Source organism: Polynucleobacter sp. TSB-Sco08W16 (genome assembly GCF_018687455.1).
Taxonomy (GTDB): Bacteria; Pseudomonadota; Gammaproteobacteria; order Burkholderiales; family Burkholderiaceae; genus Polynucleobacter.
Map to the genome: position 1 here is coordinate 603,030 of NZ_CP061291.1, position 14,182 is coordinate 617,211.

The window sequence follows — 14,182 nt, forward strand, 5'->3', positions numbered from 1 at the left end:
CAAAGCGCTCTTTATGAGTGTTTTGGGGCTGATTGTATTTAATTCTGCGTTTGCCCAAATGGATCACTCATCTCACATGATGAGCTCTGCCCCAATTAAGCCTGCCGCATGCCTTGGTTCTGGATTGGATTGCGCAAATGCAGCGACCCCATTCTTTATGGCAGATGGCAGATTACTGTTGGCATGGACTGGGGGTGGAGGGGTGTCTGTCGCTCAATCAACGGACTTGGGAAAAACATTTTCTACGCCAGTAGTTGTGGCTCAGCATGGGAAGTCCTTAGATGCAGGGGCTGATGCACGACCTCAAATACTTGCTGATGCAAGTAATAATGTATTTCTAGCGTATGCATTCTTTAAAGACGCTAGCTGGAATGCGCAAATTAATATTGCAAGATCAATTGATGGCGGTAAATCCTTTAGCACCCCCAAATCACTGGTGAATGATGGGTCTAGTCAGCGATTTCCTTCGGCAGTAATTCGGCCAGATGGTTCTATATTTATTGCCTGGATTGATAAGCGCTTAGTAGCAGATGCAAAGAAGGTTGGACAGCAGAGGCTAGGCGGCTCAATAGCTTATGCATTTTCAAATGATGCAGGAAGCACTTTTTCCCCAGAAAAGATTGCCAATGAGACGAGCTGTGAGTGTTGTCGCATCGGAGCTAGCTTGGACCCTCAGGGTGGTGTAGGGATTATTTATCGTGCTATCTTCCCTGGCGGAATTCGGGATCATGCAACTCAAATTATCAATCCTGCGGGTGCAGAAAAAATTCGTCGTGTTTCTTATGATGACTGGAAAACAGATGCTTGCCCGCATCATGGGCCAACTATCGCTATATCGAACTCAGGGAAAATCCATGTAGCCTGGTTTACGCAAGGTAGCGCTCGCTCAGGTGTTTTTTATGCCAGCTCTATCAATCAAGGCGAAACTTATTCCAAACCCCAAAGAATTGGCGTGGAAAACGCCAATGTATCAAGACCTTATTTGTTAGCAATCGATCAATCCGTTTGGCTGGTCTGGAAAGAGTTCGATGGCGAGAAAACTTCTGTATACCTAAAACAATCACTTGATGATGGAAAGAGTTGGTCAGCCCCAAAGGTAATCAGTGCTACCACTGGATATAGTGATCACCCTTTACTGGTCAGTCATGGAAAAGAGGTTTACCTCTCATGGCTCACTCGTGAAGACGGGTATCAATTGATTCCATTAAACTCAAAATAATGAAGAAACTACTGAGAATCTTATTTATCCTCTTGGTATTTATGCAGTCTGCATTTGCCCAGAGTAGTTCATTGAAGCCTTATCAAAAGGGCGATTGGAAGACTATCACTAAGCCTTATGCAGGGCAGCCTGTTGTCATTCATTTTTGGGGTGTAACTTGTTCGCCATGCGCCAAAGAAATGCCTCAATGGGGAAAGTTTTTGGCTCAAAATAAAAATGCCAAAGTTATCTTCATTCAAGTAGATGATGTATCCCCTGAGAGCGTCGTCAAAATGCTTTCATCGGCTAATGTGAAGGGGGTAAGCACTTATACATTAGCATCGCCATTCGATGATGCTCTCCGTTATGAGATTGACCCTAAGTGGCGTGGAGAGACTCCGATGACACTGCAAATTGATAAGAATGGCAACGTTATTCGAAAAGTAGGAAGCATGGATTTTGAGAAGTTAAAGCAGTGGTATTCAAACGGTACGTAAGTTAGCTAGCAAGATCAATTAAGGAGAATGGAATGAATAAAGCGTTACTAAAAATATTATCAATTGGCCTTCTAAGTTTGGGGCTTTGCAGTTCTCTTATGGCACAGGGCGTTGCTAAAACTGTAAGTACTGATGCTATCAAGATTGATGACGCTTTTACCCGCGCCACCGCTCCGGGCCAACAAGTCGCCGGTGGATTTATGAAGATTGAGAACAAAGGCAATGTTCCAGACCAGTTGTTGTCTGCGTCTTCTCCTGCTGCTGGCGAAGTGCAATTGCACGAGATGGCTATGGACGGCAACGTCATGAAAATGCGCCAAGTAAAAGATATCGCTGTGCCAGCGAATGGTTCGGTGGAGCTGAAGCCGGGCGGTTATCACTTAATGTTCATGAGCCTCAAAGGCCCATTTGTGGCGGGCGAGTCTGTTCCAGTGAAACTCAAGTTTGCCAAGGCTGGAGATGTGGAAGTGAAGTTCCCCGTTAATACTGCGGGTGCTATGAAGCACTAAGCAGTTCTGAGTGCTATGAAATAAAAAAGCCCCTAGTTAAAACTAGGGGCTTTTGCTTTGCTGAAATGCCGATTAGCTTAAATCTAAATCCAGATCAGTAACAGCACCTTTGCTAGCGCTGCTTGCTAGGCTTGCATACTTAGCCAAGAGGCCGCGGGTGTAGCGTGGCTTAGGTTGCTTCCAGACTGCACGACGCTTAGCAATCTCTTCATCGCTGACATTGAGCTGAATGAGGAGCTTATGAGCATCAATGGTTACAGAGTCACCTTCATTAATGAGGGCAATCGTGCCGCCTACATAAGCTTCAGGAGCAACGTGTCCGACTACCATGCCCCAAGTTCCGCCAGAGAAGCGACCATCGGTGATCAGGCCTACAGATTCACCTAGACCCTGACCAACTAAGGCGGAGGTAGGGGAGAGCATCTCGCGCATACCAGGACCACCTTTAGGGCCTTCATAGCGAATGATGACGATGTCGCCATCCTTGATCTTTTGCGCCATGATAGCCGCCATTGCATCATCTTCAGAATCAAATACACGGGCAGGGCCGGTAATGGATGGGTTCTTCAAGCCAGTAATCTTGGCAACGCAACCTTCAGGGGAGATATTGCCCTTCAGAATTGCCAAGTGACCTTGCTTATACAAAGGATTATCTAAGGTACGAATGACTTTTTGATCAGCGCGCGGTACTGATGGAACATCCTTCAATACTTCAGCAATGGTTTTGCCGGTAATCGTCATGCAATCACCATGGAGTAATCCACCATCTAACAAAATTTTCATCACTTGTGGAATGCCGCCAGCTTGATGCAAATCAGTCGCCAAATAAGTACCGGATGGTTTCATATCCACGATTACTGGAACTTTTTTGCGAATGCGCTCAAAGTCATCAATCGTCCAATCGATTTCTGCAGCGCTAGTAATTGCCAAGAAATGCAAAACCGCATTGGTTGATCCGCCCACTGCCATGATCACACTCACAGCGTTCTCAATGGATTTCTTGGTAATGATGTCACGTGGACGCAAGTTATTCTTGATTGCTTCAACAAGAACACGTGCAGACTCAGCAGCGCTAGCCACTTTTTCTGCATCTACGTTAGCCATAGTAGAGGAGTAGGGCAGGCTCATGCCTAGGGCCTCAAACGAGGAACTCATCGTATTGGCTGTGTACATACCGCCACAGGAGCCACTACCTGGGCAGGAGTGTTGTTCTACACCCTTGAGATCTTCTTCGCTCATGCGGCCAGAAGTAAATTCACCAACTGCCTCGAATGCAGAGACAATATTGAGGTCTTTACCTTTGTAATGGCCTGGCTTAATCGTGCCGCCATAAACATAAATTGCGGGAACGTTGGTGCGGGCAATCGCCATCATGCCGCCTGGCATATTTTTATCGCAACCACCGATCACTACTACGCCGTCTTGCCATAAACCATTGACACAAGTTTCAATGCTGTCGGCAATCACTTCACGAGATACGAGCGAGTACTTCATGCCTTCAGTGCCCATGCCAATACCATCAGAGACTGTAGGTGTTCCAAAGGTTTGGGCCTTTGCACCCGCTTCTTCCAATGCAATCACGGCAGCATCGGTTAATTTTTGTAATCCACTATTGCAAGGGGTGATAGTAGAGTGGCCATTAGCAACACCCACCATTGGCTTGGTGAAATCCTTTTCTTCGTAACCCATGGCGTAATACATCGAGCGGTTAGGTGCGCGAGCGACTCCCTCGGTGACCATGCGTGAGCGTTTATTAAGGCGTTTCATGCTTATTACTCCAGAAAAGGTTTATTTCGAAAGGCTCTATTGTGCCGTGAGATGCTTGGAAAGTCCTATAAGTGCTGACTGAGGGCGGTAGGATGAAGACCTCATAATTGTTGCAATGCAATATAAACAATAAAGACCTTTAGGAAAGTGCTTGTTTATTAGTGACTTATCAATTGCTTATATTGCGGTTAGTATTTAGTAGGATCCATGAGACAAAGCAGAGAAAAGATTGGCTAAACCTCAAACTAAACTGCCAGAAATTTGCGGGCAGGCATTTGTCAGTGCTAGAGAAGCACTTGGCTTAAGCGTTCAAGACGTATCGAGAAAGTCATGTTTCTCTGTTCGTCAAATTGAGCAGATTGAGAGTGGTGAAAGCAGCTCTTTTTATGGCGCGCAAAATAAAGTTACTGCCGCCAAAAAAGTAGCTGGACTTCTGAAGCTAAAAGAAGAAGACGCCTTTAATTTTGGCACTGAGCCACAAGGTAAGCAAAGTGAATCTGAAACAATAGCGGAAGAGACCCAAGAGCTTGCAATGCAAAGTTCTGCTAGCGAAGAAAAGCAAGCAAGGTCGGTTAAGGGGCCTAAGTCATCTGAATTTAGTTCGCTAAATGAAATACAAAAGCCGATTCCCTTTAGTCAGCCTTCAGGTAATCATTCACCCAGCAAAAATCCCAAGAAGAAAATCTTTTTGCTGTTGGGCATTGCTGCGGCTTTAGTATTTTCTATTGTCAATTTACGGTCTTTGTTTTTTCCAGAGCCAGTAAAAGAAGAAATTGTGGTGATTGAAGAGGTTTCGCCTACTCCTCCGTCAACCGAGGCACCAGCGGAATCTAAACCTGTTCCTGCAATAACTTCTGAGCCAGTTACGGCCGCACCCTTAGCGGTGGCAGCAGCTTCTTCAGAGTGTCCTTCTGCAGATGCAGCGGCAATCAATTACAGACCAGATGCGCCTAAAAAGGCTGGCGACATGGTGTATTTGCAATCAAAGACAGCGCAAACAGTTTGTGTAATCGATGCCAGTGGAAAAACCCAAAACAAAACTTTAGAGCCGGGAGTGGGGGTGAGTATTTATGGAAAACCACCCCTCAAGGTCTTGACCTCAGGATTGTCTCAGGTGGATATTTATTATCAGGGCGCGAAAGTGCGCCTTGCCAATACAACGGCTAAGACTATTAATTTGGAGTCGGCCGAAATTGTTCAGCCTTTGACTCCGACAGATTCTCAGCTGCGTTAATTAAACTGCTGCTTCGTTAGTTTCGCCAGTTCGAATGCGGATGACTTGTTCGACTGCGGTAACAAAAATTTTGCCGTCACCAATTTTTCCAGTGTGAGCCGCTTTGGTAATTGCATCGAGTGCTGCCTCAAGACGGTCATCAGAAACTACTGCTTCAATCTTTACCTTGGGCAAGAAATCAACTACATATTCAGCGCCACGGTAGAGCTCGGTATGACCCTTTTGGCGACCAAAACCTTTTACTTCTGTTACGGTGAGGCCAGTCACACCTACTTCAGCCAAGGCCTCGCGAACTTCATCGAGCTTAAACGGTTTAATAATGGATGTAATGAGTTTCATGTGTTCCCCCTATGGAACTCATCATACCTAGAAGTCGTGGAAGTGCCAAATTGACGCCCCCCGAAAGTGCTGGGGCAGGGCCTAGGCCCTAAATTGCGAGGTAATGGGGTAGCGCCAGTCACGACCAAATGCGCGAGTGGTAACGCGTACCCCAGGAGGGGCTTGACGGCGCTTGTATTCATTAAGCTTGATCAGGCGAGTTACCTTTTCTACACTCTCAGCATCAAAGCCTGCGGCGATGATTTGCGCGATAGATTGGTTTTGCTCCATATAGCGCTCAACGATGCCATCGAGTACTTCATAAGAGGGAAGACTATCTTGGTCGGTTTGGTCGGGACGCAATTCAGCGGAAGGTGCGCGCGTCAAAATCCGTTCTGGAATGACGGGTGCAAGACTGTTGCGATAAGCGCATAAACGATAGACCAAGGTTTTAGCAATGTCTTTGATGACTGCAAATCCGCCAGCCATGTCGCCATAAAGTGTGCAGTAACCCACGGCCATTTCACTTTTATTGCCAGTAGTGAGCACCAGTCGCCCTGTTTTATTAGAGAGCGCCATGAGTATCGTGCCCCGCACGCGTGCTTGTATATTTTCTTCGGTAGCGTCTATCTTCGTGCCCTTAAATTGCTCTGCTAAAGATTGCTCTAAGGCATCAACCGGGCCGCTAATAGGAATCTCATCGTATTGAACGCCTAAGTTCTTGGCCATTTCACGGGCATCAATCCAGGAAATATCGGCTGTATAGCGTGAAGGCATCATCACAGTGCGCACTTTGTCTGCGCCTAAGGCGTCCACTGCAATAGCAAGCACAAGAGCAGAATCTACGCCACCAGACAATCCAATGATGACGCCAGGAAAGCCATTTTTATTGACGTAATCACGCACTCCTAGGACTAAGGCTTGATAGGCTTGTGCCTCAACACTTTGCGCTGGAGAAATAGAGCCTTTTTCAAGCTCACCGCTGGCGTTTACGCTCGCCAACCCAAGAGCAGTTTCAAACTGCGGGAGAGACATTACTACTTCGCCCTGGCTACTTAAAGCAAATGATCCACCGTCAAATACCAATTCATCTTGACCACCGACTGCATTGACATAGACCAAGGGCATTTTGGTTTGATCGATATGGGTACGCAAAACATCAATGCGTAAGGCTTCTTTTTTCAGATGATAGGGTGAAGCATTAGGTACGAGCAAGATTTGTGCCCCTGCAGCATGTGCTTGTTTTGCTGGACCAGGATGCCATGCATCCTCACAGAGAATTACGCCGTACTGAATGCCATCACATTCAAATACACAAGCTTGATTGCCGGGCACAAAGTACCGTACCTCATCGAACACTTCATGATTAGGCAATTCTTGTTTTGCATAACCTGCAATGACTTTGCCATTTCGTAAAACGGAGGCATAGTTTTGCAAGCCTGCTGATGTTTGTTTTGGGTGACCAACGATCACTGTAAGGTCGGAATACTGCGCCAATTCTCTCATCAAGAGTTCAAGCTCTTGATTAGCCGCTTGAATAAAAGCAGGACGGAGCAATAAGTCTTCTGGAGGATAGCCTGTAAGAGAAAGCTCAGGCGTCACAACCAGCTTGGCGCCTTGTGAAAAGGCCGCTTGAGCAGCCTTGTGAATCAGTTGAGCGTTACCAGCCAGATCACCCAGTAATGGGTTCATTTGGGCTAAGGCAATTTTCTGTGCGCTCACTCCGAATCACAAAGCCTATTTAGCATTAAAGAATTAAGCGTTTTCTTTGTTGTAGCGCTCAATGCCCTCAAGAATTTCTTTATGAGCATCAGCAACGCCACCCCAACCTTTAACTTTTACCCACTTGCCTTTTTCGAGATCTTTATAGTGCTCAAAGAAGTGTTGAATTTGATTCAAGCGTAATGGGTTCATATCTTCCGGTTTTTGCCAGTGGGTATAGATTGGCAAAATCTTATCTTCAGGTACGGCTAACAATTTAGCGTCTTGACCGGCTTCATCTTCCATCTGCAAGATACCAATAGCGCGGCAGCTCACTACAACACCAGGAATGAGTGGGAACGGAGTAATAACGAGGACGTCAACAGGGTCGCCATCACCAGCGATGGTTTTGTTGATGTAGCCATAGTTGCACGGATAGTGCATTGCAGTACCCATGAAACGGTCAACAAAAATTGCGCCACTCTCTTTATCCACTTCATATTTCACTGGATCCGCGTTCATTGGGATTTCAATAATGACGTTGAAGCTCTCAGGGATTTTTTTACCTGGCTTGACTTTGTCGAGACTCATACATACTCCGAATAAAGATTAGTAAATACCCTGATCCTAATGAGGGGGCGCAGGGGTGATTCTGCTACATACTGATACGGCTTAAAGACATAGTTTAAAGCTTTCGGAAACCGGGTCTGCCTAAGCGCTAGTAATACAAAACAATAAAGATTAACTTTAGGGAGTTCAAGCATGAGTAATGTCACTTTAGGCTTGTATTTTGCCTTGGCGTGCGGTGTCCTGGCCGTGATTTACGGTTTTGTGATGCGCGGCTGGATTTTGAAGCAAAGTACGGGTAATGCCAAGATGCAAGAGATTGCTGAGGCGATTCAGCAGGGTGCGGCAGCCTATCTTTCGCGCCAATATAAAACGATTGCGGTAGTTGGAATAGTTCTGGCTATTCTGATGGCGCTCTTTTTGGACTTTGCGACAGCAATTGGCTTTGTAGTCGGCGCGGTTCTCTCTGGCGCCTGCGGCTTTATTGGTATGAATGTTTCAGTGCGTGCAAACGTCCGTACTGCTGAAGCGGCTACCAAGGGAATGAACGAAGCACTTAATGTGGCATTTAAAGGCGGCGCTATTACCGGTATGTTGGTGGTTGGCCTTGGCCTCCTTGGGGTTGGTTTGTTCTTTATGTTCCTGGTATCAATTGGTGCAGGGCAAGACCTCTCCTCTGTATTGCATCCGCTGATTGGTTTGGCATTCGGCTCCTCTTTGATTTCGATCTTCGCGCGTTTAGGCGGCGGCATCTTTACTAAAGGTGCTGACGTTGGTGCTGACTTGGTCGGTAAAGTTGAAGCAGGTATTCCAGAAGATGATCCACGTAATCCTGCGGTGATCGCTGATAACGTAGGTGATAACGTAGGTGATTGCGCTGGTATGGCAGCCGACTTATTTGAAACCTACGCGGTAACGCTGATTGCAACGATGGTCTTGGGTTCATTAATGGTTGCTGGTGCTCCAGTAGCTGCAATTATTTACCCATTAGTACTGGGTGGCGTATCCATCATTGCTTCCATCATCGGCTGCTCTTTTGTTAAAGCAACGCCTGGTATGAAGAATGTGATGCCAGCTTTGTACAAAGGGCTCATCATCGCAGGTGGTTTATCACTAGTAGCCTTCTATTTTGTAACGAACTTCATCATGCCTGATGATGCCCTCGGTATTCCAGGTAGTCAGTGGCGCTTATTCGGTTCAACAGTGGTTGGCTTATTGCTGACAGCTGGATTGGTCTGGATCACTGAGTACTACACCGGCACTCAGTTCAAGCCAGTACAGCACATTGCTGAAGCCTCTACAAAAGGTCATGGCACCAACATCATTGCTGGTTTAGGTATCTCGATGAAGTCGACTGCTTATCCAGTGTTATTTGTTTGTGCAGCGATTTATGCCGCTTACTGGTTAGCTGGTTTGTATGGCATTGCAATTGCAGCGACAGCAATGTTGTCAATGGCAGGTATCGTCGTTGCGCTTGATGCATACGGCCCAATTACCGATAACGCCGGCGGTATTGCTGAAATGGCAGGCTTGCCACAATCAGTGCGCGATATTACAGATCCATTAGATGCTGTTGGCAACACTACTAAAGCAGTTACTAAGGGCTATGCGATTGGATCAGCTGGTTTAGCTTCATTAGTACTCTTTGCAGACTATACCCATGCTCTAGAAAGTATTGGTCAGCAGGTTTCTTTTGACTTGTCTAATCACATGGTCATCATTGGCCTCTTCATCGGCGGCATGATTCCTTACTTGTTTGGTGCAATGGCGATGGAAGCGGTGGGTCGTTGTGCGGGCGCGGTTGTTGAGGAAGTGCGTCGTCAGTTCCGTGACATTCCAGGAATCATGGAGGGCACTGCTAAGCCTGAGTACGGCAAGGCTGTAGACATGCTCACAGGCGCAGCTATCAAAGAAATGATTATTCCTTCATTGCTACCTGTAGTGGCACCAATCGTCGTTGGTCTATTGCTTGGCCCTGCGGCATTGGGTGGCTTGCTGATGGGTACGATTGTGACCGGCTTGTTTGTGGCAATCTCAATGTGTACCGGTGGTGGCGCCTGGGATAATGCGAAGAAATTTATCGAAGAAGGTAACTTCGGCGGTAAAGGTTCTGAGGCACATAAAGCAGCTGTGACTGGTGATACTGTGGGCGATCCCTACAAAGACACTGCGGGTCCTGCTGTTAATCCATTAATTAAGATCATCAACATCGTGGCATTACTCATCGTGCCACTCTTGCCAGTGATCTCACGGTAAGTAATATGCGCAAGTAGCGCAAAGCAATAAACAAAGCAAGAAACAAAACGCCTAGCATTGCTAGGCGTTTTTTATTGCATACAGAGAATTAGAATCAGCAAATAAAAATTACTCTAAAGTTTCTAAGTAGCGCTGTGCATCTAATGCAGCCATACAGCCCGTACCTGCACTGGTAATGGCTTGACGGTAGATATGGTCTTGAACGTCACCTGCAGCAAATACGCCGGGGATATTGGTGGCGGTGGCATTGCCTTCTAAGCCAGAGTGGGTCTTAAGGTAGCCGTTATTCATATCGAGCTGGCCAACAAAGAGATCAGTGTTGGGTTTGTGGCCAATCGCAATGAATGCTCCAGTCACAGCAATCTCTTCGGTGCTGCCATCTTGTTTCTTGATGCGTACACCTGTAACACCTTTTTCATCACCGAGAACTTCATCGAGAGTGGCATTCAATTTCAACTCCACTTTGCCTTCAGCAACTTTTGCCATGAGGCGATCATTGAGAATCGGTTCAGCACGGAATTTATCGCGACGATGAATCACGGTTACCTTTTTGCAAATACCAGTAAGGTAGAGCGCTTCTTCAACTGCAGTATTGCCACCACCAACTACACAAACATCCTGATTGCGGTAGAAAAAACCATCGCATGTTGCGCACCCAGAAACACCACGGCCCATAAAAGCTTCTTCACTTGGGAGGCCAATGTACTGAGCAGAAGCGCCAGTGGAAATAATCAAGGCATCACAGGTATAGGTGCCGGAGTCACCAACTAAGCGAATTGGTTTTTCTGTGAGGGCCGCTGTATGAATATGATCAAAAATGATCTCGGTATTAAAGCGCTCCGCATGCTTTAAAAAGCGGTCCATGAGCTCTGGCCCTTGAACGCCATCAGCGTCGGCTGGCCAGTTTTCAACATCGGTGGTTGTCATAAGTTGACCCCCCTGGGCCAAGCCAGTAATGAGGGTAGGCTTTAAATTGGCGCGGGCGGCATAGACCGCAGCGGTGTAGCCAGCAGGGCCAGATCCGAGGATGAGGACTTTGGAGTGTTTTGGGGTATTTGTAGTCATATCCAAATTATAGGTTTGCTTGTTTACAATCGGTAGAACATGGCTAGAACCGCATACCCGAAGTCCAAGACTCCCAAGAGTCCCGAACCCCCAGAGATGGGCGGGCAGGGCAGGATGCCCCGCCTTCTACTAGAGGCCCGCTGGTTTATCTCCCTGGGCTTATGCCTTGGTCTATTTGCTGTTTTGCTGACGTATTCCAAGGCAGATCCAGCTTGGTCTCATGCCAGTTTTGAGACCCCTAAGAACCTGGGTGGGCGTTTTGGAGCCTATTTAGCTGATTTAATGCTCTATATCTTTGGGGTTTCTGCGTTTTGGTGGGTTGTTCTGTTTGGGCGCCGTGTCCTCAATGGCTGGCGTGAGCTCTGGAGCATCCCTTTGCCACCAGATCCAGATGCCAAACCAGATTCCCTATTAATGCGTTGGTTGGGCTTTGGCCTGACTTTAGTCTGCAGTATGGGCCTTGAGTCTATTCGGATGCATTCATTGTCCTGGCAGCTTCCTAGACCTCCTGGTGGCATTTTGGGTGAGTTGATCGGTGATCCTCTCCAGATGTCCCTTGGTTTTACTGGCGCAACCTTAGTTCTTCTATTTGGTCTTTGCGCTGGCTTATCTCTATTTCTCCATTTTTCCTGGCTAGATGTTGCTGAAAAAGTAGGCCGTTTCTTAGAAGTAAGCTATCACCGCATTCGCGAGCGTCGCGATAGTGAAGAAGATCGCAAGTTGGGTGAAGCCGCCGCTGAAGAGCGTGAAGAGTTTGTGGAAGAAATTCGGGGTCGCGTAGAAGTGGCTGCCCCAGTGCAAATTGTGCGTGCTCCGATTGAGATTCCAAAGAGTGCTCGTGTCGAGCGTGAGAAACAACAGCCACTGTTTGTAGATATTCCAGATTCAGAATTACCACCGCTAGCATTGTTAGATCCCGTTCCCGAAGCAAAAGAAACAATCTCTGCAGATGTTTTGGAATTTACTTCTCGTTTAATTGAACGCAAGTTAGCTGAGTTCAATGTACAAGTGACCGTGATCGCCGCTTACCCTGGTCCAGTGGTAACGCGCTATGAGATTGACCCGGCAATTGGTGTGAAGGGCAGCCAGATTGTCAATCTCTCACGTGACTTAGCGCGTTCACTTGGCGTTGTGAGTATGCGTGTCGTAGAAACAATTCCTGGCAAAACATGTATGGCTTTGGAATTGCCAAACCCAACACGTCAATCGGTTTACTTGTCTGAGATATTGACTTCCCAGGTTTATAACGACAATCATTCTTTGTTGACTCTGGCTTTGGGTAAAGATATTTCTGGCAGCCCAATGGTGGCTGACTTGGCCAAGATGCCGCACTGCTTAGTAGCTGGTACGACAGGCGCTGGTAAGTCGGTTGGTATCAACGCCATGATTTTGTCTTTGCTCTTTAAAGCAAAGCCTGATGAAGTGCGTTTGATCATGATTGATCCAAAGATGCTGGAGATGGCTATCTACGACAAGATTCCGCATCTGCTATGCCCGGTTGTTACTGATATGAAGCAGGCGTATAACGCGCTGAACTGGGCGGTAAACGAGATGGAGCGTCGCTACAAACTGATGAGTAAGTTTGGCGTACGTAACTTGGCCGGCTTTAATAAGAAAATTTTAGAAGCAGAAGAAAAAGGTGAAAAGCTCACCAATCCATTTAGCTTGACGCCAGAAGATCCAGAGCCAATATACAAAGCGCCAGTCATCGTGATTGTCATCGATGAGTTGGCTGACTTGATGATGGTTTCAGGCAAGAAGATTGAAGAGTTAATTGCGCGTATCGCGCAGAAAGCTCGTGCTGCAGGGATTCATTTGGTATTGGCAACACAGCGCCCAAGCGTGGACGTCATTACCGGCTTGATTAAGGCAAACGTACCAACCCGCATTTCCTTCCAAGTCAGCAGCAAGATCGACAGCCGAACGATTCTGGATCAACAGGGCGCGGAAGCATTGCTTGGTATGGGTGACATGCTCTACATGGCTCCAGGTACTGGCTTACCAGTGCGTGTTCATGGTGCTTTTGTATCAGATGACGAAGTTCATCGCGTGGTTGAGTGGCTCAAAGAGAAGGGCGAAGCGAACTATATCGACGGCGTTCTTGAAGGTGCTGACGAATCTAACGTTGACGCGCTCACTGGAGAAGGTGGTGGTGAAGCGGATCCACTTTATGACCAAGCAGTGGCCATTGTTCTTGAAAACAAGCGCCCATCGATTTCATTGGTTCAGCGCCACCTGCGTATTGGTTACAATCGAGCAGCACGTCTCTTAGAAGATATGGAGAAAGCGGGCCTGGTATCGAAGATGGGTAATGGCGGTAATCGCGAGATTTTGCATCCCCCCTCCGAGTAAGGCTTGATTTTGCAAAAACTCTTATCTGTAGTAGCGGTTCAATTTGCAATTAGTATCGCTGCGATTCTATTTTCCGGTACCGCATTCTCACAAGCTGAAAGTGGGTCAGAACAGCTACGTCAATTTGTACGTAACTCCAAAACAGCGGAGGGTGACTTTGTGCAACAACAATTGCGCACACCTAAGGCTAATGAGCCGCAAGATAAGGGTCTCAAGGTTGTTCGCCAAACGCAAGGTCATTTTGTATTTCAGCGTCCAGGTCGTTTTGTCTGGGATACACAAAAACCGTATGAGCAAAAACTCATCGCTAATGGCAATCAACTCATTTTGTGGGACAAGGATTTAAATCAAGCAACCTTCCGCCCAGCAGGACAAGCACTTGCATCGACGCCAGCAGCGATTCTGTTTGGTGAAAGTTCTCTTGATCAGCATTTTGATTTAATCGAAGGTGAAGAGCGTTTAGGAATGAAATGGGTAGCCCTAGTTCCTAAAAGTGATCCCAGCGCTAAAAAGAAAAACGGTCTTCCGTACACCAAGATCTCGATCGGCATGGTCAATGGACTGCCTAAGGCGCTTGAGTTGATGGATGGCTTGGGTAGCGTTGTCCTAGTCACTCTCGATAAGATCCAGCTCAACGTCAATTTGCCAGCAAATCGCTTTAATTTCACACCACCTGCAGGCGCTGAAGTCTTACGCTTAAACTAGAGCCTAGTTCACC

General features: G+C 47.0%; 12 protein-coding genes. 7 read left to right on the forward strand and 5 right to left on the reverse strand.

The annotated features are described in order from the left end of the window. The first annotated feature begins 76 nt into the window (after positions 1-76). The 3 genes from FD961_RS03150 to FD961_RS03160 are packed head-to-tail and all read left to right on the forward strand — an operon-like array spanning position 77 to position 2,204. A complete protein-coding gene (locus FD961_RS03150; protein ID WP_215394070.1) occupies positions 77-1,219 on the forward strand; it encodes a sialidase family protein in 1,143 nt (380 codons plus the stop codon). Further along, positions 1,219-1,695, forward strand: coding sequence for a TlpA disulfide reductase family protein (locus tag FD961_RS03155; protein WP_215394071.1), 477 nt, complete (start codon positions 1,219-1,221; stop codon positions 1,693-1,695). The genes FD961_RS03150 and FD961_RS03155 overlap by 1 nt, the downstream gene beginning before the upstream one ends. A 32-nt stretch (positions 1,696-1,727) precedes the next feature. After that, positions 1,728-2,204, forward strand: a complete 477-nt coding sequence (locus tag FD961_RS03160) for a copper chaperone PCu(A)C (protein ID WP_215394072.1) — start codon at positions 1,728-1,730, stop codon at positions 2,202-2,204. 72 nt (positions 2,205-2,276) lie between these two features. Here the strand turns inward: FD961_RS03160 and ilvD are convergent, their stop codons facing one another. Next, positions 2,277-3,971 carry a dihydroxy-acid dehydratase gene (gene ilvD / locus FD961_RS03165; RefSeq protein ID WP_215394073.1) on the reverse strand — a complete coding sequence of 565 codons (1,695 nt, stop codon included), beginning with the start codon at positions 3,969-3,971 and terminating at the stop codon, positions 2,277-2,279. Positions 3,972-4,200: 229 nt separating this feature from the next. Between ilvD and FD961_RS03170 the strand changes: the two genes are divergently transcribed. Continuing rightward, positions 4,201-5,205, forward strand: a complete 1,005-nt coding sequence (locus tag FD961_RS03170; protein WP_215394074.1) for a helix-turn-helix domain-containing protein — start codon at positions 4,201-4,203, stop codon at positions 5,203-5,205. Here FD961_RS03170 and glnK read toward each other — a convergent pair whose 3' ends face one another. From glnK to ppa, 3 genes are all read right to left on the reverse strand, one after another. After that, positions 5,206-5,544, reverse strand: a complete 339-nt coding sequence (glnK, locus tag FD961_RS03175; RefSeq protein ID WP_215394075.1) for a P-II family nitrogen regulator — start codon at positions 5,542-5,544, stop codon at positions 5,206-5,208. An 81-nt stretch (positions 5,545-5,625) separates the two neighbouring features. Next, positions 5,626-7,245: an NAD+ synthase gene (locus FD961_RS03180; RefSeq protein ID WP_215394076.1), complete on the reverse strand. Its 1,620-nt coding sequence runs from the start codon at positions 7,243-7,245 to the stop codon at positions 5,626-5,628. A 33-nt stretch (positions 7,246-7,278) separates the two neighbouring features. Continuing rightward, positions 7,279-7,815, reverse strand: a complete 537-nt coding sequence (gene ppa / locus FD961_RS03185) for an inorganic diphosphatase (RefSeq protein ID WP_215394077.1) — start codon at positions 7,813-7,815, stop codon at positions 7,279-7,281. 171 nt (positions 7,816-7,986) lie between these two features. On the opposite strand from ppa, the gene FD961_RS03190 reads away from it, so the two are divergent. After that, a complete protein-coding gene (locus FD961_RS03190; protein ID WP_215394078.1) occupies positions 7,987-10,047 on the forward strand; it encodes a sodium-translocating pyrophosphatase in 2,061 nt (686 codons plus the stop codon). A gap of 108 nt (positions 10,048-10,155) precedes the next feature. On the opposite strand, the gene trxB is transcribed toward FD961_RS03190, so the two are convergent. Next, positions 10,156-11,112, reverse strand: a complete 957-nt coding sequence (trxB, locus tag FD961_RS03195; RefSeq protein WP_071464967.1) for a thioredoxin-disulfide reductase — start codon at positions 11,110-11,112, stop codon at positions 10,156-10,158. A 39-nt stretch (positions 11,113-11,151) separates the two neighbouring features. Here trxB and FD961_RS03200 point away from each other — a divergent pair, with 39 nt between their 5' ends. Both FD961_RS03200 and FD961_RS03205 read left to right on the forward strand, forming a co-directional pair. Further along, a complete protein-coding gene (locus tag FD961_RS03200) occupies positions 11,152-13,464 on the forward strand; it encodes a DNA translocase FtsK (RefSeq protein WP_215394079.1) in 2,313 nt (770 codons plus the stop codon). 9 nt (positions 13,465-13,473) lie between these two features. Beyond that, on the forward strand, positions 13,474-14,169 hold the full coding sequence (locus tag FD961_RS03205) for an outer membrane lipoprotein carrier protein LolA (protein WP_215394080.1): 696 nt from the start codon (positions 13,474-13,476) through the stop codon (positions 14,167-14,169). Positions 14,170-14,182: the final 13 nt, after the last annotated feature.

What these genes read in the sequence shown, in the direction of transcription:
- FD961_RS03150 (WP_215394070.1), top strand. Translation starts at nt 77, where the DNA reads ATGATGAGCTCTGCCCCAATTAAGCCTGCCGCATGCCTTGGTTCTGGA.
- FD961_RS03155 (WP_215394071.1), top strand. Translation starts at nt 1,219, where the DNA reads ATGAAGAAACTACTGAGAATCTTATTTATCCTCTTGGTATTTATGCAG.
- FD961_RS03160 (WP_215394072.1), top strand. Translation starts at nt 1,728, where the DNA reads ATGAATAAAGCGTTACTAAAAATATTATCAATTGGCCTTCTAAGTTTG.
- ilvD (WP_215394073.1), bottom strand. Translation starts at nt 3,971, where the DNA reads ATGAAACGCCTTAATAAACGCTCACGCATGGTCACCGAGGGAGTCGCT.
- glnK (WP_215394075.1), bottom strand. Translation starts at nt 5,544, where the DNA reads ATGAAACTCATTACATCCATTATTAAACCGTTTAAGCTCGATGAAGTT.
- ppa (WP_215394077.1), bottom strand. Translation starts at nt 7,815, where the DNA reads ATGAGTCTCGACAAAGTCAAGCCAGGTAAAAAAATCCCTGAGAGCTTC.
- FD961_RS03190 (WP_215394078.1), top strand. Translation starts at nt 7,987, where the DNA reads ATGAGTAATGTCACTTTAGGCTTGTATTTTGCCTTGGCGTGCGGTGTC.
- trxB (WP_071464967.1), bottom strand. Translation starts at nt 11,112, where the DNA reads ATGACTACAAATACCCCAAAACACTCCAAAGTCCTCATCCTCGGATCT.
- FD961_RS03200 (WP_215394079.1), top strand. Translation starts at nt 11,152, where the DNA reads ATGGCTAGAACCGCATACCCGAAGTCCAAGACTCCCAAGAGTCCCGAA.